Annotated in this window: 23 protein-coding genes and 2 pseudogenes; 7 read left to right on the top strand and 18 right to left on the bottom strand. The window is 66.3% G+C overall.

All coding sequences use genetic code 11. From position 1 onward, the window contains the following. Positions 1-108 precede the first annotated feature (108 nt). On the bottom strand, positions 109-1,017 hold the full coding sequence (locus ACMDW7_RS04405) for a tetratricopeptide repeat protein (RefSeq protein WP_377305226.1): 909 nt from the start codon (positions 1,015-1,017) through the stop codon (positions 109-111). Positions 1,018-1,284: 267 nt separating this feature from the next. Here ACMDW7_RS04405 and ACMDW7_RS04400 point away from each other — a divergent pair. Beyond that, positions 1,285-1,420: pseudogene (locus tag ACMDW7_RS04400) on the top strand (IS110 family transposase); the annotation flags it as partial. A gap of 234 nt (positions 1,421-1,654) precedes the next feature. Here ACMDW7_RS04400 and ACMDW7_RS04395 read toward each other — a convergent pair. Together ACMDW7_RS04395 and ACMDW7_RS04390 are read right to left on the bottom strand one after the other, a co-directional pair. Then, complete coding sequence (locus ACMDW7_RS04395) at positions 1,655-2,128, bottom strand: hypothetical protein (protein ID WP_377306186.1); 474 nt, start codon at positions 2,126-2,128, stop codon at positions 1,655-1,657. A 466-nt stretch (positions 2,129-2,594) separates the two neighbouring features. Then, positions 2,595-3,215: a hypothetical protein gene (locus ACMDW7_RS04390; RefSeq protein ID WP_377305228.1), complete on the bottom strand. Its 621-nt coding sequence runs from the start codon at positions 3,213-3,215 to the stop codon at positions 2,595-2,597. Positions 3,216-3,405: 190 nt separating this feature from the next. Here ACMDW7_RS04390 and ACMDW7_RS04385 point away from each other — a divergent pair, with 190 nt between their 5' ends. Further along, the gene (locus tag ACMDW7_RS04385) at positions 3,406-3,612 is read left to right on the top strand and encodes a phage integrase N-terminal SAM-like domain-containing protein (RefSeq protein ID WP_377305230.1); all 207 of its coding nucleotides are present in this window, start codon (positions 3,406-3,408) and stop codon (positions 3,610-3,612) included. 264 nt (positions 3,613-3,876) lie between these two features. Here the strand turns inward: ACMDW7_RS04385 and ACMDW7_RS04380 are convergent, their stop codons facing one another. The 7 genes from ACMDW7_RS04380 to ACMDW7_RS04350 all read right to left on the bottom strand — a co-directional run bounded on the left by ACMDW7_RS04380 (position 3,877) and on the right by ACMDW7_RS04350 (position 11,735). Continuing rightward, positions 3,877-4,464, bottom strand: a complete 588-nt coding sequence (locus ACMDW7_RS04380; protein ID WP_377305232.1) for a GNAT family N-acetyltransferase — start codon at positions 4,462-4,464, stop codon at positions 3,877-3,879. A gap of 8 nt (positions 4,465-4,472) precedes the next feature. After that, complete coding sequence (gene mgtE, locus ACMDW7_RS04375) at positions 4,473-5,954, bottom strand: magnesium transporter (RefSeq protein ID WP_377305234.1); 1,482 nt, start codon at positions 5,952-5,954, stop codon at positions 4,473-4,475. Positions 5,955-6,076: 122 nt separating this feature from the next. Continuing rightward, a complete protein-coding gene (locus tag ACMDW7_RS04370) occupies positions 6,077-7,114 on the bottom strand; it encodes a glycosyltransferase family 9 protein (RefSeq protein WP_377305235.1) in 1,038 nt (345 codons plus the stop codon). 121 nt (positions 7,115-7,235) lie between these two features. After that, positions 7,236-7,961, bottom strand: coding sequence for a monofunctional biosynthetic peptidoglycan transglycosylase (gene mtgA, locus ACMDW7_RS04365; RefSeq protein ID WP_377305237.1), 726 nt, complete (start codon positions 7,959-7,961; stop codon positions 7,236-7,238). A gap of 2 nt (positions 7,962-7,963) precedes the next feature. Then, on the bottom strand, positions 7,964-8,779 hold the full coding sequence (gene aroE / locus ACMDW7_RS04360) for a shikimate dehydrogenase (protein ID WP_377305239.1): 816 nt from the start codon (positions 8,777-8,779) through the stop codon (positions 7,964-7,966). Further along, positions 8,776-9,660: an energy transducer TonB gene (locus ACMDW7_RS04355; protein ID WP_377305240.1), complete on the bottom strand. Its 885-nt coding sequence runs from the start codon at positions 9,658-9,660 to the stop codon at positions 8,776-8,778. The genes aroE and ACMDW7_RS04355 overlap by 4 nt, the downstream gene beginning before the upstream one ends. Positions 9,661-9,692: 32 nt before the next feature. Continuing rightward, positions 9,693-11,735 carry a ribonuclease catalytic domain-containing protein gene (locus tag ACMDW7_RS04350; protein WP_377305242.1) on the bottom strand — a complete coding sequence of 681 codons (2,043 nt, stop codon included), beginning with the start codon at positions 11,733-11,735 and terminating at the stop codon, positions 9,693-9,695. A 161-nt stretch (positions 11,736-11,896) separates the two neighbouring features. Here ACMDW7_RS04350 and ACMDW7_RS04345 point away from each other — a divergent pair, with 161 nt between their 5' ends. After that, the gene (locus ACMDW7_RS04345; RefSeq protein WP_377305244.1) at positions 11,897-12,379 is read left to right on the top strand and encodes a DUF456 domain-containing protein; all 483 of its coding nucleotides are present in this window, start codon (positions 11,897-11,899) and stop codon (positions 12,377-12,379) included. On the opposite strand, the gene ACMDW7_RS04340 is transcribed toward ACMDW7_RS04345, so the two are convergent. Then, the gene (locus ACMDW7_RS04340) at positions 12,357-13,277 is read right to left on the bottom strand and encodes a LysR family transcriptional regulator (RefSeq protein ID WP_377305246.1); all 921 of its coding nucleotides are present in this window, start codon (positions 13,275-13,277) and stop codon (positions 12,357-12,359) included. The two genes, ACMDW7_RS04345 and ACMDW7_RS04340, sit on opposite strands and share 23 nt — an antisense overlap. A gap of 138 nt (positions 13,278-13,415) precedes the next feature. On the opposite strand from ACMDW7_RS04340, the gene ACMDW7_RS04335 reads away from it, so the two are divergent. The 4 genes from ACMDW7_RS04335 to ACMDW7_RS04320 all read left to right on the top strand — a co-directional run bounded on the left by ACMDW7_RS04335 (position 13,416) and on the right by ACMDW7_RS04320 (position 17,480). Next, entirely contained in the window at positions 13,416-14,630 is a 1,215-nt protein-coding gene (locus ACMDW7_RS04335; protein WP_377305248.1) for an MFS transporter, read from the top strand. 8 nt (positions 14,631-14,638) lie between these two features. After that, positions 14,639-15,295, top strand: a complete 657-nt coding sequence (locus ACMDW7_RS04330; protein ID WP_377305250.1) for a YceH family protein — start codon at positions 14,639-14,641, stop codon at positions 15,293-15,295. A 428-nt stretch (positions 15,296-15,723) separates the two neighbouring features. After that, a complete protein-coding gene (gene rsgA, locus ACMDW7_RS04325; protein ID WP_377305252.1) occupies positions 15,724-16,812 on the top strand; it encodes a ribosome small subunit-dependent GTPase A in 1,089 nt (362 codons plus the stop codon). Then, a complete protein-coding gene (locus ACMDW7_RS04320) occupies positions 16,812-17,480 on the top strand; it encodes a GNAT family N-acetyltransferase (protein WP_377305254.1) in 669 nt (222 codons plus the stop codon). The genes rsgA and ACMDW7_RS04320 overlap by 1 nt, the downstream gene beginning before the upstream one ends. 110 nt (positions 17,481-17,590) lie before the next feature. Here the strand turns inward: ACMDW7_RS04320 and ACMDW7_RS04315 are convergent, their stop codons facing one another. From ACMDW7_RS04315 to ACMDW7_RS04285, 7 genes and pseudogenes are all read right to left on the bottom strand, one after another. Beyond that, positions 17,591-18,442 carry a thermonuclease family protein gene (locus ACMDW7_RS04315; protein WP_377305256.1) on the bottom strand — a complete coding sequence of 284 codons (852 nt, stop codon included), beginning with the start codon at positions 18,440-18,442 and terminating at the stop codon, positions 17,591-17,593. A gap of 333 nt (positions 18,443-18,775) precedes the next feature. Further along, positions 18,776-19,483, bottom strand: coding sequence for a lysophospholipid acyltransferase family protein (locus ACMDW7_RS04310; protein WP_377305258.1), 708 nt, complete (start codon positions 19,481-19,483; stop codon positions 18,776-18,778). Positions 19,484-19,499: 16 nt separating this feature from the next. Continuing rightward, entirely contained in the window at positions 19,500-20,807 is a 1,308-nt protein-coding gene (locus ACMDW7_RS04305; protein ID WP_377305260.1) for a dihydroorotase, read from the bottom strand. Next, positions 20,804-21,769, bottom strand: a pseudogene (locus ACMDW7_RS04300) (aspartate carbamoyltransferase catalytic subunit); the annotation flags it as partial. The gene ACMDW7_RS04305 and the pseudogene ACMDW7_RS04300, both read right to left, overlap by 4 nt. An 8-nt stretch (positions 21,770-21,777) precedes the next feature. Further along, positions 21,778-22,278, bottom strand: coding sequence for a bifunctional pyr operon transcriptional regulator/uracil phosphoribosyltransferase PyrR (gene pyrR, locus ACMDW7_RS04295; RefSeq protein ID WP_377305262.1), 501 nt, complete (start codon positions 22,276-22,278; stop codon positions 21,778-21,780). Then, positions 22,275-22,757, bottom strand: a complete 483-nt coding sequence (gene ruvX / locus ACMDW7_RS04290) for a Holliday junction resolvase RuvX (protein ID WP_377305264.1) — start codon at positions 22,755-22,757, stop codon at positions 22,275-22,277. The genes pyrR and ruvX overlap by 4 nt, the downstream gene beginning before the upstream one ends. A gap of 11 nt (positions 22,758-22,768) precedes the next feature. Beyond that, on the bottom strand, positions 22,769-23,320 hold the full coding sequence (locus ACMDW7_RS04285; protein WP_377305265.1) for a YqgE/AlgH family protein: 552 nt from the start codon (positions 23,318-23,320) through the stop codon (positions 22,769-22,771). Positions 23,321-23,348: the final 28 nt, after the last annotated feature.

Genomic DNA, 23,348 nt, shown 5'->3' with positions numbered 1-23,348 from the left:
CGATCCCACTTCAGGCGCCGGATAGATGACTGCAAGTTTCTCGCCCAGCCAGCCCTCAACGATCAGATCTTGCTGTGCTCAGGGGCGTCCATATAGAAGGCGTAGACATCAGGGGAGAGGAAGCAACGCCTGGTACCAAAGGGCATGGGTTAACACGTATGGAGGGTGTGAAACAAGCGCCTGAAATTGTTGACGGTATCTGGTGTGCTTTTCTGCCGCCACTGCGTTCCCGGCTCTTTCATATAGAGCAGTCAGGCGCTCTTCGCACTCTATCGCCCTCGCAAGCGTTCCAGCGCCAATCCCGCTCCCGTCTTTGGAAGCCAACCGTATGGGAGTCTGGAGAAGATCCCTTGCCTTTAAGTGCAGAGAGATTGCCTCGCTGAACTTGCCTTGGTGGGCGCGCACTGAACCTAAGTTTTGGAGCGCTGTAGATTCATCACCAAGGGATACTCCGAAGAACATTGGCTTGGTACGCCAGATGTCCAGTTCTTGTTTGATGTATCTCTCGGCTTTGAGCAGGTCACTTCGGCGCAGAGCTAGATTCGCGAGCGCCCACAACTGACTGATTGCGCTGTAGTGGAGTGGTCCATGGGCCTGTTGCTTCATTTCGAGTAGGCGAATGTAGTGCCGCTCGGCGACGTCGACCTCGCCAAGTTGTATCGACACTCCCGCGAGCCACATTAGTGGCCCCTCGACTCGCTCAATCTCTGTAGCGTGCCGAGCTTCTTCCAGTCGTAGGGCATTCGTGAAGTGTGACTTTGCAAGAGCCCATTGTTTGAGGTCTACGTGAAGTTCCCCAATCTGGGATTCAGTCACTGACAAGAGCTTGTAGTCCTCAGTGAGAGCTGACGCTAGCTTCGTTGCCAGTTCAAGTGCTTTTTCAGGTCGGCCCGCTTTTCGTTCGTTTCTGATCTCTCCGATTGCTTCCCAGAAGGCCGCCTGCTTTTTGTCTGGATTGACCGCCTGTAGGTATGAACTGACCAAGGCATCAATATCTCGGTCTTCCAGCGCACTCACTTGACCTGATAGCCCGAGCAGAATGATGGCTGACGTTCCGAACGCGAGTAGACGAGCCCAACTCGAAGGCGGGCAATCTTTGCTGTGAGTTGATACTTCCATTTGGCCGGGGTTAGCGTCGAAGGTTGTAGTAGGGGGGCCGGCTTCTGATGTCTAACGAATGAAAGGGACTTCCCCGTCCCGAACTAGCCGCGTTGCGGCAACCGGCGACAGAGTGCCACGATGGGAAGTGCGAAATCTCATCAACTCATCCGGAAGGGGAAGTCCATGGCAATTCTGACTGGCGGTGTCGATCTCGCCAAGAACGTCTTTGCAGTGCATGGTGTGAACGATACGGGCCCGCGCCGAGCTGATGCGCCCGGTGGTGCCGCGCGACAAGCTGCTGGCGGTGGTGGCCATCATTACCAGGCGGGTGATGCCCCAGGCTGCGCGACGCCGATCACTCTTCCGGCAGCTCCTCCTGCCGCAGGGAGCAAACGGGTTGTGGCGTGTGGCGCCGCAGCTTCGCAGATTCCATGTCGGCACGGGATGCTCTCGATCCCACTCCAGATGCCGGATAGACGACTGCAGGTTTCTCGCCCAGCCAGCCCTCAACGATCAGGTCTTGCTGTGCTTGGGGGAGTCCATATACGAGGCATCACCGCTCACGCGCCGCCAGCTTGAGTGCCGCTTTCAGCTCTGGCGACCGACGTACAAGACGAGCTCGCTGCTGCTCCGGTAGCTGAGCGGCTAAAGCCCTGAACTGAGCTGGCTGGCACTTGGCGACGTGCACCAGTACGTCGGTTGGCGACTCGCTTGAGGAGTTCGCGGTTGCTGCGACCACACGTAGTAGTGTGGCAAGAAGTTCATCGTCTTGCGAGGAGCAAAGCAGTTGCTGCGCTTGGCGTAGCGCGACCTCGAACGGACCTTCCGCGTACGCTTCCGCCTCGCGACGGAGTTGTGCGTACGACTTTCCAGAGATGCCTGTGCCTGCCGAAACCGAGCGCACAAAATCCGCGTTCAGGACCGCGTACTCGCGGAACGTTCGCAGTACGTCGTCTCTTTGGCCCGCCGCCTGCGCCAACGAACACGCGAATACGATGGCAGCTAGAAGCGCGCGGACGACGTTCATGTGATGCCTAACGTTTGAATTCAGCCGACCGGCCGGCGTAGCCGGCCAGGGTCGGCTGCAATGAAAGGTTAGACAGCGCCTTACCGGCAAGCGATGCGGAGACGGTAGTACTCAAATGACGCTCATCCATCCTTCGCTCTCCAAGTGCTCGATGAATCCATCCAGCTGCTCCATAGAAAAGTCCATAACAGCTACACAGCCACCTTTACCGTGTGGCTGAATGGATTTCACTGAATTCACGCCGGGACATTCAGCAAGAGTGGCCTTTAGCCACCCAGCTTCCTTGGTCTGAGTGCCGAAGGGCTTAACTCTCCGCATCAGTCGTGGGCCAAAGTGCATCGGGGCTGTCTAACGTTTGAGCTGAGCGGCGAGCGCCGGTGTGGCGCTTGGCCCGCGAAGCGGATGATGACCTGAACCGGTCCGCGGGCCAAGCACCAACCCGGTGGAGGTCCGCTCGAGCGAAGGGTTAGGCGTCAGTGCGAACGACGTTTCCACGGTTGTCGGTCAACTCTTCAATCCACCATTGGCGCCCGTCATCCTCCGTGATGAAGCGAACATGACTTGCGATGGCGGTAAGACGACTGCTGTCGAGATCCAGTGACCGCGCCACGAAGTCTGGGAGGCTTGAGCCAAGTTCGATGAACTCGAACCCGTCGTGCTCGAACTCGACAACCTTACCCGCTTCAGGTCCTGCGGTTGGAATCAGGAGGTAGTTGCCGCTTCGTGGAATCTCGCCTACCACGATACAGTCGTTGATCCAGTCGGGCAGGTAGTCGTTGGCTTCATCCGCATCAATGCCTTCAAGCCAGGGCCGAAAGTCGGAGTCGAGTTCCTGCCACTGGGACGGACTTGCGAGGAAGTAGGCAGCGTCGCCACTCTGTTCCTCCAGGTAGAGCGTCAGCTCTCCGAAGGTGCTGTAGAAATCACTGAGGCCCTGAACGTCGGGGACACCAAAGGTATCGCCGGCTGGTGTCCCAACGTGCCGGAACTGAACGATCTTGGAGTTCTTCTCTTGATGGATCTCGCTGCAGCGGAACTGGCCAGAGTGCGCTTTGACTTCGGAGCGTAGCTGTTCGAGTTTGGGCATACGGTCTCCATACTAACGAGCGTGGAATCTGAGGCCTAACTAGATATAGACCGCAAATCTGCGAAAAAGGACGGCGCTTGCGGTCCAACTAAGGCCCATCCCAGCCTGCAGAGCCATCGACGGCTCGGGTCCACGCATCAGCACTAATTCTGTGAATAGTGCCAATTCGGCGGACACAAATAGCAGGCCGTTGAAGTCTATCCGGCTGCTTGACCAGGTGCGAGAGCAGCTGCGGTACCGGCACTACAGCCTGCGGACCGAGCAGGCCTACACGCACTGGATTGCGGCGTTCATCCGCTGGCATGGCCGGTCTGGGGCCATGCGCCACCCCCGGGAGATGGCGGCGCAAGATGTTCAGGCCGATCTGGCCATGCTCGCCAACGAGCGCGGGGTGTAGGCGTCCACGCACAACCAGGCGCTGAATGCGCTGCTGTTCCTGTACCGCGAGGTGCTTCAGACCCACCTGCCCTGGTTGACGGACATTGGGCGGCCGCAGGTCAAGCGGCGCACTCCTTCAGTGTTGATTGCGGCCCAGGTCACGACGGTGCTGCACGCCTTGGATGCGCAGTACCCGGCGCAGGGTGAATCGGCGCACGCGTTTTCGCTTGTCCCATGAGGATCTCCAGCCATTTCGACCTGAAGAACCGCATGAAATGGACATCTAGCCCTTGAAGTCCGGGCCTGGATCGGTAGCGAGCAGGCCGTACAGATGCACGTCATAGCAGCGCTCGCGCACCACCCAACGCTGGCGCAGGCGCCCTTCCACCGCAAAGCCCAGGCGCAACAGCAGCTGGTGGCTGGCGGTGTTGGCCACATCCACCTCGGCCTCGATGCGGCGGATGGCCAGGGCGCTGAATAGGCGGGCACAGACGCCGCGCAGGGCTTCGTGCATGAGGCCCTGGCCCCAGTGGCTGCGGGCGAGCACGTAGCCGAGTTCGATGCGCGCGCTCGCGGCATCCCACTTGAACAGCAGCACGGTGCCGATCACGCGCCCGTCACTGCGCTGCTCCACCACCAGCTGCAGCGCGGTGCCGCTGGCCTCGATGCCGCGCATGCGCTGCAACCAGGCTCGGGCGTCGTCCAGGTGGCGCCAGGCGGCATAGGGCAGGAAGCGGGTGGTTTCGGCGTCGCCATTGACGGCGAGCAGGTCGGGCAGATCGCCCTCTTCCACCGGCCGGACGATGAGCCGCTCGGTGCTCAGGCTGCCGAACTCGGCCAGCGTCAGGGGGCTGTCTGCCGTGGTGCTCACAGCAGCGCTCAAAGCAGGAACAGGGTGGCCAGGCCCAGGAAGATGAAGAAGCCCATGGTGTCCGTGGCAAAGGTGAGCAACACGCTCGAACCGAGCGCCGGGTCGTAGCCCAGGCGGGTGCGCACGATCGGCACGGCCATGCCGACACTTGCGCCCACCAGCAGGTTGAGCAGCATGGCGGCCCACATCACGCCGCCCAGGCCCAGGCTGCCCGACAGCGCCCAGGCAAACAGGCCGGCAATGGCGCCGCCGCCCAGGCCGATCATGAGCGTGACCAGCAGCTCCTTCTGCACCAGGCGCCGCACATTGGTCGGCGTCACCTGCCCGGTGGCCAATGAGCGGATGATCAGGGTCATGGTCTGGTTGCCGGAGTTGCCGCCAATGCCCGCCACGATGCTCATCAGGAAGGCGAGCACCACGATCTTCTCCACCGTCGCGTCAAAGCGCGAGGCCACCCAGGCGGCAAAGCCGGCGGTGAACAGGTTGAGCAGCAGCCAGGGCGCGCGGTTGCGGATGGAGTCCCAGAGGTTGGAGAAGATGTCTTCTTCCTCGCGCAGACCGGCGCCGGCCAGCACCTGCTCCTCGCCCTCTTCGCGGATCACGTCCACCACCTCGTCCACCGTGAGGCGGCCCACCAGCTTGCCGGCGGCGTCCACCACCGGGGCAGACACGAGGTCATAGCGCTGGAAGGCGGCGGCGGCGTCGCCCACGTCATCCAGGGGCCCGAGTTGCAGCACGTCCTGCTGCATCACGTCCTTGACCTCGCGCTCCGGTTCCGTGACCACCAGCAGCTGCAGGGACAGCGCGCCCATGAAGCGCTCGTCACGATCGACCACGAAGATCTGGTCGGTGTGGTCCGGCAGGGCGTCAAAGCGGCGCAGATAGCGCAGCACCACCTCGAGCGTGACGTCGTCACGGATGGTGACCATCTCGAAGTCCATCCGCGCGCCCACGGAGTCCTCGGGGTAGGACATGGCGGCGCGCAGCTGCTCGCGCTCTTCCAGCGGCAGCGCGGCGGCCACCTCTTCCACCACCTCGCGCGGCAGATCGGGCGCGAGGTCGGCCACCTCGTCGGCGTCCAGGGACTCGACCGCCTCGACCAGCTCGGCGCGGTTCATCGCACCGATCAGGGTCTCGCGGACGCTGTCCGAGACTTCGAGCAGGATCTCGCCTTCGTCGTGCGAGCTGCCGACTTCGCGGACGAGCTTCCAGACCTCCAGGCGGTCATCCACCGGCAGGGCTTCGAGCACGTAGGCCACGTCGGCCGGGTGCATGTCTTCCAGCACCCAGCGCAGCTCGGTCAGGTAGTCGACCGCGGGTTCGTGCTTGAGCGCCTGGCCCTGCTCGTCACGCTCGACCAGCTCGACAAAGCGGGCCCGATGCCGCGCGAGCAGGGATTCGACAGCCGTGAGCGCGCGGCCGGCGTCCTCGGGGTCGAGGCGGTCGCTGGCGGCTGCTTCGCGCTCGTCGATGGCAGTCTGCTCGGTCATGGGGCCGATTCTAGGGGCCGGGTCATGACGCTCCGCTGTCAGCCGGCATGGTGCGCGGGCCGCGCCTCATCCGTGTGGGTCGCACCACACTCGGCCCACGCGCATCGGCAGAAGCACGGGCCTCAGGCCACAAGCTCGCGCCACGCGCTTAGCACCTGCGCCACGGAAATGTCCGCCACCTTGGCAGCGCCCTCTGCACTCGGCCCGAGCGCCGCCACGCGGCCCGACGGCGCACGTGGCTTCCAGCGCGACCAGCCGAAGCCGCCAAACAGCACCACCAGGCGGCAGTCCATGGCGGCGGCCACATGCGCAGGGCCAGTGTCCACGGAGATCATGCTGTGCGCACGGGCCGAGAGCGCCATCAGGCGCGGCAGCGGCAGGTCACGCGCCAGATTCACGGCGCGGCCGGCAAGGTCAAAGCCTTGCCCCGCGGCGTCGATGGCCTCCTGCACCAGCCCATGCTCGCGCGGCGAGCCGCAGACCAGCACCCGCGCGGCCGGCAGATGCTCCAGCACGCCACGGATCACCGCGGCCCAGCGCTCGGCCGGCCAGTGCTTGTCATGGTCGGCCGTGGCAATGCGGCCCCGCTTGGAGGTTTTCTTGTGGCCGGGCTGCAGCAGCACCAGCGGCGCATTGCCCCAGCCCTGGGCGCTGATCCAGCGGGCGCATTCGGCATGGTCGCTCTCGCTCGGATAGAGCGCCGTGAGTGCCGGCGCATCCACCGGTGGCGGTGCAGGCTGCACACAGGCGGGCGTGAGGTTGGCAATCTGCAGCCACCACTCCACCCAGTGCAGGTGCGGGTCGTTCCAGTGGTCCCAGGCGCGCACGAAGCGGGCTTCGTCCGTCACGGCGCGGGCCACCAGCCGCGCGCTGTGCGGATCACGCTCGCAGTAGTAGATGGGCGCGTTCGGCCGGGCCTTGAGCCAATTCACGGCCGCCCACTGGCTGGGCGTGAGCGCATACGGCGCGCGGCGGCTGCTGATGAGCTGGATCTCGCCCACGTGCGGGTTGTGGGCGAGCAGCGGCTCAACCCAGCCGCCGGAGGCGAGCAGATCCACCGGGGTGCCGTAGCGCAGGGCCAGCGCGCGGATCAGCGTGGTGAGCAGAACCGTGTCCCCCAGGGCGGGGAAGCGGACGATGACGGGGCGGACGGCAGCCATGAACTCAGTGGGAGGAGAAGGCGCTCGATCTTATGTGCGCCGCATGACGAGACAGGCCCGCCGGCGACCACGGGCCGGATGCGTGCGAGGCCGGGCGAGGGCCGTGCCGGCAAGCTCGTCTTCAGGGCAGTTCGACATCACCCATGAAGCGCTGGATGGCCGCCGCCCGGCGCGCAAGAAAACCGCTGCCGCGGTTGCGGTCGTAGAACTTGGGACGCGGCAGCATGGCGGCCAACCGCGCCGCCTGCCAGCTGTTGAGCTGTGCGGCCGAGATGCCGTAGTGATGCCGCGCCGCCGCCTCGGCGCCGAACACGCCCACGCCCCACTCCACGCTGTTGAGATAGATCTCCAGGATGCGCCGCTTGTCGAGCACGGCTTCCATCATGTAGGTGATGATGACTTCCTCGGCCTTGCGGATGTAGCTGCGGTCCGGCGAGAGGAACAGGTTCTTGGCCAGCTGCATGGTGATGGTCGAGCCGCCCGCCACCACCTTGCCTTTGCGCGAGTTCTTTTCGTAGGCCTTCTCGATGGCCTCCCAATCGACGCCCTCGTGGTCCGGGAAGCTGGCGTCTTCGGCGGCAATCACGGCGCGGCCCAGGTGTGGGCTGATGCGCTCGAAGTCCACCCAGCGGTGCTTGAGCTCGGCCTTCGGGTCCTTCTCGCGCAGCGCGGCGGCCTCGCGGCGCATGAAGGCGGTGCTTTCCACCGGCATCCACTTCCACCACACCAGACAGGCCAGTACCCAAAGGTGCCACATCACGGCCATGAGCACAGCGGCGCCGATCAGCAGCACCACGCCACGCCGCAGGGCGCGAGCGCTTCGTGCCAGGACGCCGCCTCGCGCCATGTTCAGTCCTTCATGGCGGCGCGCAGCTGCGCCAGCACGGGTTCCGCATCCGGACGCACGCCGCGCCAGAGCGCAAAGCTCTCGGCCGCCTGCCCGACCAGCATGCCCAGTCCGTCGGCCACGCGCGCACCCAGCCCGCTGCAGTGCTGCATGAAGGCGGTGGGTTGCGCGCCGTAGAGCATGTCGTAGGCCAAGGTGTGCACAGCCACTGCGCCTGTCGGAAGGGGCGGCAGAGCCCCCGCCAACCCGGCGGACGTGGCGTTGATCACCACGTCGTAGGGCGTGTCCGTCGACTCGGCGGCTTGCACTGCAATGCCGAATTCGATGGCCAAGGCCTGTGCCTTGTCGGCCGTGCGGTTGCAAATGGCGATGCGCGCGACACCCGCCTCGCGCAGCGGCAGGATCACGCCGCGGCTGGCCCCGCCGGCGCCCAGCAGCAGTACACGCGCACCCGCGAGCTGCACACCCAGGCGCTGCAAGTCGGCCACCAGGCCGGCACCGTCCGTGTTGTCACCCAGCAGCCCGTCGGACGTGGGCATCAGAGTGTTCACGGCCCCGGCCGCCTGCGCGCGCGGTGTGCGCCGCTGTGCAAGGGCAAAGGCCTGCTCCTTGAAGGGCACGGTGACGTTGAAGCCCAGGTAACCGGCAGCGATCAGCTCACCCACACGAGCAGCGAAGGCATCCAGCGGGACCTCAATGCGCTCGTAGCTGAGCCGCTGGCCGGTCTGCGCTGCAAACGCGCTGTGGATGGCCGGGCTCTTGCTGTGGGCAATTGGGTTGCCGAGCACGGCGTAGCGATCCACGGCACTCGCGCTCATTGCGGGTTGCGGGTCTCGAAACCTTCGCCACGCGTGAACACGAAGCGAGTCGTGATCACGAACACCTGGTACTGCGCCGCCATCTCTGGCGTGAAGGGCTTGAACGGACCCGACAGCTTGACGATGCGCTCGGCCGCCTTCTTGAGCACGGGGTGGGAGGCGCGATCCACATCGATTGACTCGATCTGCCCGTTGGCCAGGATGCTCACGGTGACGATGGCGTCGCCATAGATCTTGCCGCGCGCTTCAGCGGGATAGTTCTCGGTACCGACCTTCTCGATGCGCTCGCGCCAGTTGACGTAGTAGCCGGCATAGACCACCTCGCGCGTGGAGGGCGTGATGAACTTGCGGCGCGGGCGCTTGTTGTAGTCCTCGACCCGCTTTTCCAGCGCGGCAATCTTGCGCGCCAGCGCGCTTTCGTCCTCGGTGGTCTGACTGGCCTGCACGGCATCACGGACCTCCTGCTGCACGGCGCTCTTTGCAGTGTTCAGGTCTTGCAGGGCGGCCAGCAGGCGCCGCTGCTCGGCTTCCAGCTCGGCCACCCGGGCCTTGACCTGCTGCAGATCGGTGCCGTCCTGCACAAAGCCGGAATCCGGCAGCGGCGAGCGGGCCAGCCCTTGCTCGTTGTCGCCACCGCCATCCAGGTTCACCTGAGCCAGGGCCTGGGGCACCACGGGCGCGTTACTGTGCTTGGCGTTGACCAGCACCACTTCCAGCGGCGACTGGCCGATCAGGCGCTGGTAGGTCTCCGGCGCCGTGAACTTGAGCAGCATGAGCCCGCCATGCAAGGCCGCGGAAAACAGCAGTGCGCCCATCAGCACGCGATTACGGCGTGCAAAGACAGGCTCGAGCAGCGGGTGGGCGGTGAGTGCGGCAGACACGGCGCAGGGATTCTATGCGGGCCTCGGCATCCTCATGCCGCGCCGGCGCCCGATGCCGCAGGTGCAGGTGCGGCGTTGGCATCGGCGTCCACCTCGGGCAAGGCGACAGCATCCACGGCGTGGGGGGCGTCCTCTTCGGCCTCATCCACATCTTCGGCCTGGGCGGAGCCGCCCTCGCCCACGTAGCGGGCTTCCACAGCCAAGTCGATCTCGTCCCAGCTCAGCAGCTCGATGCGCACGGGCCGGCCACGGCCGAAGCCCTCGCCCACGGGTACGCCCGCCACACGCAGATACAGCGGCGCGCGCGCCAGGCGCACGAGGTCGTCCTTGACCACGACGGCATCCACCACCCGGGAGTCGCCGGCGGCAATGTGCTGCTGCGCCCAGCGCAGGCACCAGAAGCGTTCCATCTGGCTCTGGAATTCGGCGTAGCTGGTGTACGCGGCGTCAAAGGCCGAGATGACGGCAAAGAGATCCGCGTCCTTGGGCTTGAAGGGGGCCTTTAGCGCGGCCACCGCGCCATGCTCGACCAGTGCCAGGAGCTGGCGTTGATTCACCAGATCGCTGTAGCGCCGCAGGGGGCTGGTGAACCAGCCGTAGTGCAGCACGCCCATGGCCTCGTGCGGACCGGCATGTGTGCTCATGCGCACGCGCCCGGCCACCTGGCCCCGGAAGATGCCCGGCAGACGCGCCTCGTGCAGCTGGCGCGCCCAGGTGCTGTTGGCCAGGATCATGAGTTCGCTCACGATCTTGTCCAGCGGCGCGCCACGGCGGCGGGTTTCGATGCGGACCGTCGCCTTGCTGGCATCGGTCGGCGCATCTGCGGCCCAGTCGACGTAGAACGAGAAGTCGGCGCGGTTGTTGTGCTCGGGCTTGCCGCGCACGCGATCGCGCTCGCCGCTCATCCACTGCGCCACGCGCCAGAGCAGGGCGAGTTCCTGCGCAAAGGGGTAGCTGCCGCTGCGCGCATCGAGTGACTCGGCCGTCACCAGTTCATCGAGCAGGTTGTGTCGCAGGTTGGCGGCCACAGGCACCGCTTCGATGCGCGTTTCAAAGTCAGTGGCCGCGCCATCGGGCCCGGCCGTGAAGTACAGGCTCACCGCGGGCATGGTGCGGCCTTCTTCCAGCGTGAAGGCCTGCACGGTGGCGTCCGGCAGCATGGTGATCTTGTCGCCGGGCATGTACACGGTGCTCATGCGCGCACGGCCCACGCTGTCGATGGCATCGCCCGGCGCAATGGCCACGCCCGGCGCAGCGATGTGGATGCCTACCCGCGCCGTGCCATCGGCGTTGAACTGCACCGAGAAGGCGTCGTCGATCTCGGTGGTGGTGATGTCATCGATCGAGAAGCTCTGCACTGCGGCCACGGGCAGGCTCGGCAGCTTGGGTTCTGGCAGCGGCGCGTGGCCCGGGCCCTTGGGGAAGGCGGCCGTGAGAAAGCGCTGCATGTGCAGATCAAAGGCGCTCTTGAGCGCACCGCGCTCCACGGCCAGGCGCGCCGGGTGAACGCCCAGCGCCGCGGCGCCCTCTGACAGGGCCTTGTAGGCGATGCCGTTCTTGTCGGGCCGGAACAGTATGCCGGGCATGGCTGCGGCGACCTCGGGCGGCATCTGGCCGGCCTTGATTTCCTCGACCATCTCCAAGCGGCGCGCTTCCTGCGCGGCCTTCTTTTCCACGGCCAGCTTGGCGGCCTTGAGAATCTCCGGTGGCGCCGGCTTGTAGCGGGCCTTGCCCTTGCGATGGAAGTAGTGCGGTGCGCCGTGCAGGCGCAGCACCAGTGCGGCCTGCTGCGCGCTGGTGGGGTTGCCGCCGAAGTACTCGGGCGCGAAGTCCAGCGCGCCAAATTCTTCCTGGGGCAGCAGCTCGTACAGGAAATCGAGGTCAATGCCTTCGGCTTCCTGCGCGGCTTGATCCATCAGCGCCTGTGGCTCGGGTTTGGCGAATTCGAACACCACAGCTGTCTTTTTGACCTTGCTGCGCTTGCCGCTGGGCAGTTCGATCTGCAGCGCCGCGTCCGTGCTGGAGAGCACCCGACCCGCCTTGTAACTGCCGTCTTCTTCAAAAAATGCGTACATCGCGTGATTCTAGGAGGGCGCTCATCTTCAGCCGGGCACGCTGCGTCACGCCCTGCAGGCACTCGTCGCACCCACCCACTCGCAAACCCTCGGCAGGCGCGGGAACTGGCAGACTGCGCAGGTGTCCGGCGTGGACGCAATCGCATGATGGAGTTGATGACGTGACCACCACCCTGCTGTGGGTTCTTTCCGTGGCCTTGATCGTGATCGGCGTGGCCGGCACCGTGCTGCCTGCCCTGCCCGGCACCATCCTGGTGCTGGCCGGCATCTGGCTGGGCGCCTGGATCGGCGACTTCACGCAGGTGGGCGGCTGGACACTGGGGATCATCACCGTGCTGGCCGTGGTGGCCTGGGTGATGGACTACGTGGCTGGCCTGCTGGGTGCGAAGAAGGTGGGCGCCAGCAATCTCGCCATCCTTGGCGCGGCGATCGGCACCGTGGTGGGCCTGTTCATGGGCATCGTCGGCATCCTGTTCATGCCGCTGGTGGGCGCAGCCATTGGCGAGTACCTCGACCGGCAGGACCATGAACGCGCCGTGAAGGTGGGCATCGCCACCTGGCTGGGCATCATGTTGGGCATGATCGCCAAGGTAGTGATCGTGTTCATGATGATCGGTCTGTTCATAGCTGCCCTGCTGATTTGAAAGCCTCCAGCAGGAAGCGAACAACCGCATCCACACGGGCCGGTACACCACGGCCGGCCGGCCAGAGCACATAGAGCGGGTAGGCCGGGCTGCGCCAGCCCGGCAGTACCTGCACCAGCTCTCCGCTGGCGATGCGCGGGCGCAAGGCCGGCTCGAACTCCCCGACGATGCCGCACCCCCCAAGGGCCGCGGCATGCGCCGCATCCGTGTTGTTGACCATGAGTCGCATGGGGCCGTCGATCACTACCGGCTTGGTCTGCGCCCGAGCGCGGACCGGGACCAGCTCCCAGGGATAGGGCCGCCCGCTGGGCTCCTCCACGTAGTCGATCAGCAGATGCTCGCGGAGGTCTTCCGGCCGCTTGGGTGTGCCATGCCGCGCGAGGTAGTCAGGCGAGGCCGCCAGCAGATAGCTGAACTTCCCCAGCGGCTTGTAGCGCAGGCTGGCCAGATCGGGCAGCGTGCCGCGCACGTAGATGTCTGCGCTGCCTGCAGGCTTGTCATCAATGCGCTCGTTCAGGCGCAGGTCGAGTTGCAGCCCCGGATGCGCCTCGAGAAAAGGTGCCAGCCGGGGCGCGACCAGACGCACGCCGACGAACTCCGGCATCTCCACGCGAACTCGCCCGCTGATCTCTCCACCTGCCCGCAGAAACCCGGCCTCAAGGGCCGCCACCTCCGCAAGCAGGGGCGCGGTGCGCTGCAAGAGCTGCCGCCCCTCATCCGTGAGGTTCACGCTGCGTGTGTTGCGGGTGAGCAGTGTCACGCCCAGACGCTGCTCGAGCCGCGCCACATGCTGCGACACCGCCGCGCGTGACACCGACAGGCGCCGGGCGGCCGTGCTGAAGCTGCGCGCCGAGGCGACTTCCTGGAAGGTTGCAACCAGTTCGACAAAGTTGGGCATGGCTCTGCATTAGCTCATTGGCGTGAACAATAGTTTCACGGCGTTCTGACAATTGCACAAATACACTGCCTGAAACAGCGCACCCTGCATGACCGGGGAGCGCACAGAAACAACAGCACGCCTCTCCCGGCCTCTCTCATGCAGATCCAGTCCGTTCCCGCGCCTGCACAGGCGCTCAATGCAGACACGCGCCGTCGCGGGCTGTGGGGCATCTTCCTGTCCACCTTCCTGGAGCTGGCCGGCTACTTCATGTTTGGCCCGCTGCTGGTGCTCACGCTCGCAGGGCGCGGGCTCGGGCCCGATGTGGTCGGCTTGTTCACTGCGACCGCCTGGGCTGGAGTACTCGTGGCCACACCGTTTGCAAGCCATTGGGTGGATCAGCTCGGCAAGCGGCGGTCTCTGATCGTCTCTGCAGCCGTGCCCTTTGCCGCGTTCGTGGTGATCGCGCTGGTCGATTCGCCATGGCTGTGGGCCGGTCTGTACTTCGTGGCCGGCGTGGCCTCATCGCTGCGCTGGATCGCGGCCGAGGCCACCGTGGCCGAACTGGCCCCCCCTGATCGCCGCGGGCGTTTTGTCGGCCTGTTTGAAACGATGGTGGGCACCACCTTCGTGGTCGGCCCGGCGCTGCTGGCCTGGGTGGGCACGGCCAACCCCGTGGCGCCCTGGCTTGCGCTCGCGCTGATCGGCGCCGGCCTGCTGGCCACCTACTTGGTCCCGGACTTGCCGCATGTCCATGCTGCAGACACCCACGACGGCCACCACCACCTTGGACTGCGCGGCATCCTCACCGCGGTCAAAGCCGCTCCGGTCATCATGATCGCGGGCTTCGTGGGCGGCTTCTTTGAAAGCGGCATCACGAGCCTGCTGCCTGTGTATGGGCTGGCGCTGGGCTTCACGGCTGCGGCGGCTGCGCTGCTGCTCTCGGCCAGCGGCCTGGGCTCGTCCCTGATGATGTGGCCGCTGGGCGAGCTGGCTGATCGCATCTCGCGCCGTGCAGTGTTCATCGGCTGTGCAGCCGTGACACTGGCGGGCACGCTGCTCTTGCCGCTGGCCGCCAGCACGACCTGGCTGGCCTGGGGCATCGCGTTCCTTTGGGGCAGTGCGGGCGGCGCCCTCTACACCCTGGCCATGATCGAGATTGGCACCCGCAACACGGGTACGGCGCTGGTCTCCGGTACCTCGGTGCTGGTGCTGAGCTACACCCTGGGCGGCATGCTGGCCCCGGCGCTGGGCGGGCTCATGCTCAAGTGGGCACCTACCTGGGGCTTCACCGGCCTGCTGGGCGCGGTAGCCGCAGGTGGCCTGGCGGCACTGATTGCCGACCGGTCGATGCGGCGGACGCAGGCGAGATAATCCGCTGCATGAGACTGCTGACTGCCATCGAAGCCCGAGTGCTGGGTGTGCTCATCGAGAAAGAGCGCACTGTGCCCGACACCTATCCGCTCTCGCTGAACTCGCTGGTAGCGGGTTGCAACCAGAAGACCAGCCGCGACCCGGTCATGTCCCTCACCGACGCGCAGGTGCAGGAGGCGCTCGATGAGTTGCGCAGCCTATCGCTGGTGACGGAATCCAGCGGTGCGAAGGTCATGCGCTTTGCCCACAACACCGATCGGGCGCTCAAGATGCCGAGTCAGAGCGTGGCCCTGCTGGCCACCCTGATGCTGCGTGGGCCGCAGACGGCGGCGGAGCTGCGCATCAACAGCGAACGCCTGCACCGCTTTGCCGACACCGGCAGTGCCGAGGTCTTTCTCAATGAACTGGCCGAGCGCATGGATACCGCCCAGCCCTTTGCGCCGCAGGCGCTGGTGCGGCTGCTGCCCAAGGCGCCGGGCGCACGTGAAGCCCGCTGGGTGCACTTGCTATGCGGTGAGCCGGACCTTCCGATGGCCGGTCCAGCGGCGGCCACAAGCCCCAGCAGCGGTGACGATGAGCTGCGCGACCAGGTGCGCGTGCTCGCTGCGCGGGTGCAGGCGCTGGAAGACGAACTGGCTGCGCTGAAGCAGGCTTTGGGCACCTGAGCGGCATCGCGAGGCCATGCTTGATGGCAACACCCCGCATTGACGCGCCACGCGTGCGCTGCGACGATGCGGCTTTGGCGTGGTGACACGCCACCCACCTCAACCCCACTCTCAGGAGCACGACATGGCTGATCTTGCACACACCCACGCCCGTGCCCGCCTTGGGGTTCTGCGCGCTCGCTGAGCTGCGCCGGGGTGCCGGATGGATCGGCCCAGGCCGGTCTGCACCCACCTGAATTCCTGCTGAAGCACTGCGCACCCGTGCGCCGGCCCGCGCCGGCGGCGTGATGCTGCGCCTTGCGAAAGCGGCGTCACCCCAAGACGGTCACTGACCGCCGCATCGGCATGCGGCAAGGGCTGCGCGCGGCCGAAGCGTTGTGCTTCGTGTCGAACCTGCGCAGCGAGAGTCACACCGTTTCTGAATCGACATGACCCCTGAACACTTTGCCAAACTGGCGCGCCTGGGCCTGAACCCGGCCATGGCGCGCGATCTGATTGCCTTGAACCCCGCGGCCGACACCCAGTGGCCGTATTGCCGCGTGGTGGAAGTCCACCGCGAAACGGCCGTGCTGCACGACGGCGAGCGCAGCTTCAGCGCCCGCCCCCTGCCCGCGCTGCTGCAGCGCCTTGCGATCGCGCAGCGCTCCCTGGCCGTGGGCGACTGGGTGGCCACCGCCGTGCCCGATGGCGACAGCACCCCCTGGATTGCCGCGCAGGTGCCACCGCACAACAGCATCACCCGACGCGACGGCGTACGCCATACGGTGGTTGCCAACATCGACTGCCTGCTGATCGTCATGGGCCTGGACCACGACTTCAACCTGCGCCGCCTGGAGCGCTATCTCGCCATCGCGCACACCAGCCAGATCACGCCGGTCATCGTGCTCACCAAGGCCGACGCGCCGGTACATCCGGCCGATGAGGCCATCGACGCCATCCGCACCCGCGTGCCCGGCCATGTGGAGGTGTTGGCGGTGGACGGCCGCGACGCCAACGTCTGCGCACGCCTCGCCCCCTGGCTGGGCCTGTCCCAGACCGCCGTGCTCATGGGGTCCAGCGGCGCCGGCAAGTCCACGCTCACCAACACCTTGACGGGCAGCGCCACACAGGACACCGGCGCCAACCGCGCGGACGACTCACGCGGCCGGCACACCACCACCGCACGCAGCCTGCACCTCACCAGCGTGGCGCTCGGTCTGGGCGGCTGCATCATCGACACCCCCGGCCTGCGGTCACTGGCCCCCGATGCCGACGCCGAGGACGTGGCCGCAAGCTTCGAGGATGTGGCCCAGCTCGCCCTGCACTGCCGCTTCCGCGACTGCGAGCACAAGGACGAACCCGGCTGCGCCGTGCGCGCCGCCCTGCCCGCCGACCGGCTGCTGAACTATCACAAGCTGCTGCGCGAAGCCGCGCGCGAAACGCGCACACCTCTGCAACGGCAGGCTGAACGCGCCCGGTGGACAGCAATCAGCAAGTCCACCCGGGCCTACATGAAGCTGAAGGGGCGTGGCCACTGATGACTACCCCCCGACAACTCAAACGGATGGCGCTGGCGATGGGGCAGTTCATTGATGAGTACGAGCGCAAGTCGCGCCGAGGCCTGGACCCGAACGATCGCTGGTACGACCGGAAGCTGGAGAGCACCATCAAGAAGCTGGACCCGCTACTGCTATCGACACTCATGACCGACGACCTGCAGACAGACACATTGGATGTCCGAATCCGCAATGCAACGCCTGCCGATTCGGATGCGATCGCCGACATCTACCTCGCCTCGCGCCGCACGCATGTGGCGTTTGCACCGCTGGCGCATCCGGACTACGACGTGCGCTTGTGGATCGCCACTGTGCTGCTGCCGGCCGGCGGGGCGCGAGTCGCGGTGGCGCATGGGCGCGTACTCGGCTTCTGCGCGACCAGCATCGAAACGCCCGCGCCCGGCGGCGCGGCGCAGGCGTGGATCGACCACCTGTACCTGGACCCCGACGTCGTCGGCCAAGGCATCGGCAGCGCCTTGCTCGCTGCAGCTTTACGCGACCTGCCCCGACCGGTGCGGCTCTACACCTTCGCGCAGAACACAGGCGCCCGGCGCTTCTACGAACGCCACGACTTTGTGGCCATCGAGTTTGGCGATGGGAGCGGCAACGAGGAGGGCTGCCCGGATGTGCTGTACGAGCTCGGCTGCTGACTCAGCGAAGTCTTCCCGCTTGTCCCATGCGGCTTTCCAGCCACTTTGGCCTGGAAAGCCGCACAAGGAGCCGATCTCGCCCTTCGAGCGCGGGCCCCAGAACCGCGCGCTCACCCTGTCTGCAACTCAAACCCCAGGGCCATGGCGTCGCCGGCATCGGCCTGCATGAACCACATGCGCGCCTCCGGCGGGACCTTGTAGTAGTGCTGCGGCAGGTAGAGCTTGCCGGTGGTGAAGTCGCCGCAGAAGCGGTCGGGGCCGCTGCGCTTGCCGTTGAGGGTGTCGACGATCCAGCGGAACTCGAAGCCGTGCAGCACGGGCTTGGCGGACTTCCACAGGCCGCGGCGCTTGGCGCGGGCGGTCTTCATGGCCTTGAAGACCAGTTCGAGGTCGGCCGGCTTGGGGATGTTGGGGTAGATGATGAGCGAGGTGGCGTGGCCGTCCTGCATCATCTGCAGGTTGAAGCTGGGGCGCTTGGCCGGCGGGATGGCCTCGCGCTCTTCCTTGGTGTAGGCGGGCGCCACGTAGGCAAGCATGCGGCCGTACTTGTCGAACACGTCGCTGGACACCATGGTGAAGAGCTTGCGCGGGGTGAGCGGCTTGCCGGTGGATTCGCTCACGCGCTCCAGGCGCTCCTGCACCATGGCCTGATAGTGGGCGAAGGCGGCGGCGCCGGCTTCGATGTGGCGGGTGCTCGCCGAGCCGTCCAGCCGCTCGGCCAGGTGCGCTTTCAGGCCAGCGTCAAGTGACTTGCCCTTGCCGGCCAGAAACCCGGCAAACGCCGCGTCGAACTTGCCGGGGTTGGATTCCGTGGCGCCGCCGTAGTGCAGCTCGGGGGCGTCCATGCCGAGCATGCGGATGGGTGTCTGGATGGTGGGGGTGTCGCCGTCGGTGGCGGAGACGAAGCTGGGCTTGTCGCCCATGGCCAGGGTTTCGGGCGTGTACTGGATGGCAATGCGCATGACGGGCTCCCTGCGTGCGGTGCAGGCAGTCTGGGCGCTGAACATGACGGCATCAATGCCGTGCTCGCGGGAGGCACGCTGGCGCGGGTTGCAGCGGGGGGTGCGCGCGGCCCATGCCTCCAGTGATGAAAATCAGTCCGAAAAAGGATGATTTCTATTTGCAGAATATGCCACTTCCCGCACTGGGTGCGCGATAACTGGCATTTCTGTGGACACTAGACTTATGTCCGAAAATGATTTAAATATTGAGACAGATTCAGCGAGGACCCCGTCTGCGCAGGCGCCGCAATCTGCTCGGCCGCACCCCCGTCCAGATGCGCGGGAGCTCGCCGCCTACAGCCGGCTGCCGATCACATCGCGCACCCGCTCGGCCAGCTGGTGGCGGGTGGTGTTCTCGTCGGGATCAATGGCGGGGTGGATGATGACCTCGGCTTCGATGCCGGGGTTCTTGATCAGCTGGCTGATCGACTGCACCAGGGTCAGCTCGCCGATGTAGGCAGCGGCCTCGCAGCGTGCGCCGCGCAGGCGGTAGCGGATGGTGATGGGCACCACCGGCGCCGGTGCGCGGCGTGCGGCCTCGAACAGGTTGGCGTGAAAGGGCAGCAGGCCACCGCCATCGGTGGTGGTGCCTTCCGGGAAGAAGGCCACACTGCGCCCGGCATGCAGCTTGTCGATCAGGCTGTGGATGACGGCATGAACGGCATGGCGCTTGCCGCGGTCGATGAAGGCGGTACCGCCGGCCTTGACCAGGGTACCGACCACCGGCCACTGTCCGGCCTCGGCCTTGCTGACGAAACTCACGGGGCGCACGGCAAAGATGATGAAGATGTCCAGCCAGCTGATGTGGTTGGCCGCAATCGCGCAGGCGCCATCCGGCAAGGCGCCTTCCACGCGGTGCTGGATGCGCAGGATGGACAGCAGCCCCTGCGTCCAGCGGCGCACCTCATGGTCGCGCCCGGCGGCATCGAGCTTGGGAAATCGCACGGCCGAGGTGAACCAGCCGCCCAGCAGGTGCGTGATGAGTCTGACCCAGGTCAGCACGATGCGCCCGCCCGCTTCAAGCCAAGGGGCTGGCGGCCGGCTCGCCGCTGGCCGTGCGCTCCCAGACCACCTGGCCGGCCACCAGCGTGGCGCGCACGGCGCCGGGCAGCTCGTAGCCCAGCCAGGGTGTGGCGCGGCTGGCCGACACCATGGTCTCGCGGCTGACCAACTGCATGGCGCGGGTGTCGAGGACGCAGAGATCCGCCTGCTCACCCACGCGCAGCGAGCCGCCGTTCACCCCGGCAATGCGTGCCGGGTTGCCGGCGATCAGGCGCACCACGTCGGCCAGGGGGCGCTGATGCGCATGCGCCCACTTGAGCATGAGCGGCAGCAGATGTTCCACGCCGCTGGCGCCAGGCACGGCTTCGCCGAAAGGCAGAGTCTTGTCGTCGTCAGCCACGGGACGGTGGTCCGAACACACTGCGTCGATCGTGCCGTCCGCCAGGCCCGCCAGCAGCGCGTCGCGGTCGCGCTGGGTGCGTAGGGGCGGGTCTAGTCGGTACATCGGGTTGAAGAAGCCGATGTCGGCTTCGGTCAGGTGCAGGTTGTGCACCGAGACATCACAGCTCACGGGCAGGCCTTCGCGCTTGGCCTGACGCACCAACTCCACGCCGCGCGCGGTCGAAAGCCGCGTGATGTGCACGCGGCAGGGCGTGCCACGCAGCAGTTCAAACAGGGTCAGCAGCGCGATGGATTCCGCCGCCACCGGTACGCCACTCAGGCCCAGACGGGACGCGAGCGCCCCGCTGGCCGCCACGCCGCCGCGTGACAAGTTGGCTTCCAGCGGCCGCAGCCAGACCGTGAGGCCGTGCGTGAGTGCGTACTGCAGCGCGCGCTGCAGCACCGTGGCATCGGCCACTGGCTCGTCGGCCTGGGAGATGCCCACACAACCGGCTTCGCGCAGCTGCGCCATCTCGGCAATCGTCTCGCCCTTCAGGCCGAGCGTGAGCGCACCGAGCGGGTGCACCTGCACGCCATGACCTTGGCGCATGCGGTAGGTGAGGCGGTCCACCAGGCCGGGTTCGTCCAGGATGGGGTCGGTGTCCGGCGGGCAGACCACGCGCGTCACGCCGCCGGCAGCCGCAGCTCGCAGTTCGCTGTTTCCGGACGCATCACCCCAGCCGCTGTCCTTCAGGCGCACGGAGAGATCCACCAGACCCGGCAGCACCGTCAGGCCACTCGCATCGATGCTGCGGTTCGCACTGAATCCGGCTGGCGCCTCGCCCACACCCACCACGCGCCCGGCGGCGATGAACAGGTCCTTGACCACATCCAGGCCGGATGCGGGGTCGATCAGATGGCCGCCCTTGATCTGGATCTTCATGCCTTGTTCCCTGCCACGAGGCTCATCACGGCCATCCGCACGGCAATGCCGAAGGTGACCTGGTCGAGGATCACGGCCTGCGGGCCGTCCGCCACCTCGGAGGCGATTTCCACACCGCGGTTCATCGGCCCCGGATGCATGACGATCGCCCCCGGCGCAGCGAGCGCGAGTCGTTCACGGGTCAGCCCGTAGTGCTCGAAGTATTCCTGGGCGCTGGGCAGCAGCGCGCCCTTCATGCGCTCGTTCTGCAGGCGCAGCATGATGATGACGTCAGCGTCCTTGATGCCGTCATCCATCTTGGAGAACACGCGCACGCCCATCTCTTCCAGGCCGCCGGGCAGCAGCGTGAGCGGGCCGACAGCACGGATCTCGGGCACGCCGAGCGTGGACAGGGCATGGATGTCGCTGCGCGCCACGCGGCTGTGCAGGATGTCGCCGACGATGGCCACGCGCAGATCCGTGAACTGCTTGCCGCGCCTCGCCATGAAGTGGCGGATCGTGTACATGTCCAGCAGGCCTTGCGTGGGGTGCGCGTGTCGGCCGTCTCCGGCATTCACCACATGCACATGCGGGGCCACATGCTCGGCGATCAGGAAGGGCGCGCCGGAGCTGGAGTGCCGCACCACGAACATGTCGGCCTGCATGGCCGACAGGTTGGCGATGGTGTCGAGCATGGTCTCGCCCTTGGCCGTGGAGCTGCGCTGGATGTCGAGGTTGAACACGTCCGCGCTCAGGCGCTTGGCGGCGATCTCGAAGGTGGTGCGGGTGCGCGTGGAGTTCTCGAAGAACAGATTGAAGACGCTCTTGCCGCGCAGGATCGGCAGCTTCTTCACCTCCTGATCGCCCACGGTCACGAAACTGGCGGCGGTGTCGAGAATCTGGTTGAGATGCGCGCGGGACAGGCCCTCGAGCGTGAGCAGGTGAATCAGCTCACCGTTCTTGTTGAGTTGCGGGTGTCGCTTGGACAGCATCAGCTGCGGTCCTCCAGAGTCAGGCTGAGATTTCCGGCGTCATTGCGCTGGAGCTTGATGTGTTGGTGGCTGGGCAACTCGATCGTGCCGCCGCTGGCGTCCGGCGCCACGGGCAGCTCGCGCCCGCCGCGGTCCAGCAGCACGGCCAGACGAATGGCGTCCGGGCGGCCGTAGTCGAACAGCTCGTTCATGGCGCCGCGCAGGGTTCGGCCGGTGTTGAGCACATCGTCCACCAGCCAGACCACGCGCTTGTCGGTGGGCACCGGAATCTGGGTGGGTGCGGTCTGCGGATGCAGGCCGATGCGGTCGAAGTCGTCCCGGTAGAAGGCCACGTTCAGCGCGCCCAGCGGCGTGGTCAGACCGAGGTCGGCATGCAGCTTCTGGGCCAGCCAGTAGCCACCGGAGTGGATGCCGATCATCAGCGCGTCTGGCAGGTCAGGCCGGGCGCGCAGGGCAGCCAGCAGGCGTCCGTAGGCAATGTCGAAGTCGGGCAGCGTCATGTCGCGTCCGGTGGTGCGGAGTCGTTGGCGGGTTCGGCGTCGGCGGGCGGCGAATCCACAGCGGGATTGAGCAGCTGCGCGAAGTAGCGCTCCAGGATCACCGCCGCGGCTTGTGCGTCGTCATGCCCACCCTCGACGGAAGAATAGCGCTCGTCCACCAGCACCACGGGCACACCGAAGCGGCGCAGCTTGCCCGCGAGGTTGCGCGTAGCGCGGGTCATTTCGTGTTCGGCCCCATCCGGGTGGGTGGGCAGGCCGAGCACGAGGGTCTGCGGCTGCCACTCCTTGATGATGGGTGCCAGCTGCTCGAGAAGCATCGTGCGGTTGAGCGCCTGCAGGGTCTTGAGCGGCCGGCCGGTGTGGGTGATGAGGTTGCCCACGGCCAGCCCGGTGCGCACCAGGCCGTAGTCCAGCGCGAGCACGATGCCCGAACCGGAAAGCGCGGAGGACGGGGTAGCTGCGGGAGGGACGGCGGACACACTGCCCGCCATCAGGCGTGCCCCGCAATGCTGGCCAGCTGCGCCGGGCTGATGCCCAGCAGCCCGATGGCGGCGCTGTAGCGCTCTTCCACCGGGATGTCGAAGATCACGCGGGGATCGGCCTTGACCGTGAGCCAGGCGTTTTCGGCCAACTCCTTTTCCAGCTGGCCGCCGGACCAGCCGGAGTAGCCCAGCGAGATCAGCATCTGGTGGGGGCCATCGCCACGGCCGATCGATTCCAGCACGTCGCGTGAGGTGGTGAGCGCCCGCTCACCACCGACCTTGAGCGAGGAATTGAAGGCGAACTGGGGCTGGTGGAGCACGAAACCGCGCTCGTTCTGCACCGGGCCGCCAACGAAGACCACCTCGTCGCGCAGCACCTCGATCTGCAGGTCCAGATCCACCTTGCTGAACAGACCACCGATGGTCAGGGTGCTGGGCCGGTTGATGACCAGCCCGAGCGCGCCCTTCTCCGTGTGTTCGCACATGTAGATCACCGCACCCGAGAAGTTCGGGTCCTGCATCGCAGGCATGCTGATGAGGAAGTGATCGGTCAGGTCCATTTGCCGCAGTTTAGTGCGGGTAAATTGG

This window comes from Piscinibacterium candidicorallinum, assembly GCF_047549485.1.
GTDB lineage: Bacteria > Pseudomonadota > Gammaproteobacteria > Burkholderiales > Burkholderiaceae_C > Piscinibacterium > Piscinibacterium candidicorallinum.
Note: the sequence above shows the minus strand (reverse complement) of the source record. Positions and strands in the feature narration are given on the sequence as shown.

What these genes read in the sequence shown, in the direction of transcription:
- ACMDW7_RS04395 (WP_377306186.1), bottom strand. Translation starts at nt 2,128, where the DNA reads ATGAACGTCGTCCGCGCGCTTCTAGCTGCCATCGTATTCGCGTGTTCG.
- ACMDW7_RS04390 (WP_377305228.1), bottom strand. Translation starts at nt 3,215, where the DNA reads ATGCCCAAACTCGAACAGCTACGCTCCGAAGTCAAAGCGCACTCTGGC.
- mgtE (WP_377305234.1), bottom strand. Translation starts at nt 5,954, where the DNA reads ATGACCGAGCAGACTGCCATCGACGAGCGCGAAGCAGCCGCCAGCGAC.
- ACMDW7_RS04370 (WP_377305235.1), bottom strand. Translation starts at nt 7,114, where the DNA reads ATGGCTGCCGTCCGCCCCGTCATCGTCCGCTTCCCCGCCCTGGGGGAC.
- mtgA (WP_377305237.1), bottom strand. Translation starts at nt 7,961, where the DNA reads ATGGCGCGAGGCGGCGTCCTGGCACGAAGCGCTCGCGCCCTGCGGCGT.
- aroE (WP_377305239.1), bottom strand. Translation starts at nt 8,779, where the DNA reads ATGAGCGCGAGTGCCGTGGATCGCTACGCCGTGCTCGGCAACCCAATT.
- ACMDW7_RS04350 (WP_377305242.1), bottom strand. Translation starts at nt 11,735, where the DNA reads ATGTACGCATTTTTTGAAGAAGACGGCAGTTACAAGGCGGGTCGGGTG.
- ACMDW7_RS04340 (WP_377305246.1), bottom strand. Translation starts at nt 13,277, where the DNA reads ATGCCCAACTTTGTCGAACTGGTTGCAACCTTCCAGGAAGTCGCCTCG.
- ACMDW7_RS04335 (WP_377305248.1), top strand. Translation starts at nt 13,416, where the DNA reads ATGCAGATCCAGTCCGTTCCCGCGCCTGCACAGGCGCTCAATGCAGAC.
- ACMDW7_RS04330 (WP_377305250.1), top strand. Translation starts at nt 14,639, where the DNA reads ATGAGACTGCTGACTGCCATCGAAGCCCGAGTGCTGGGTGTGCTCATC.
- rsgA (WP_377305252.1), top strand. Translation starts at nt 15,724, where the DNA reads ATGACCCCTGAACACTTTGCCAAACTGGCGCGCCTGGGCCTGAACCCG.
- ACMDW7_RS04320 (WP_377305254.1), top strand. Translation starts at nt 16,812, where the DNA reads ATGACTACCCCCCGACAACTCAAACGGATGGCGCTGGCGATGGGGCAG.
- ACMDW7_RS04315 (WP_377305256.1), bottom strand. Translation starts at nt 18,442, where the DNA reads ATGCGCATTGCCATCCAGTACACGCCCGAAACCCTGGCCATGGGCGAC.
- ACMDW7_RS04305 (WP_377305260.1), bottom strand. Translation starts at nt 20,807, where the DNA reads ATGAAGATCCAGATCAAGGGCGGCCATCTGATCGACCCCGCATCCGGC.
- pyrR (WP_377305262.1), bottom strand. Translation starts at nt 22,278, where the DNA reads ATGACGCTGCCCGACTTCGACATTGCCTACGGACGCCTGCTGGCTGCC.
- ACMDW7_RS04285 (WP_377305265.1), bottom strand. Translation starts at nt 23,320, where the DNA reads ATGGACCTGACCGATCACTTCCTCATCAGCATGCCTGCGATGCAGGAC.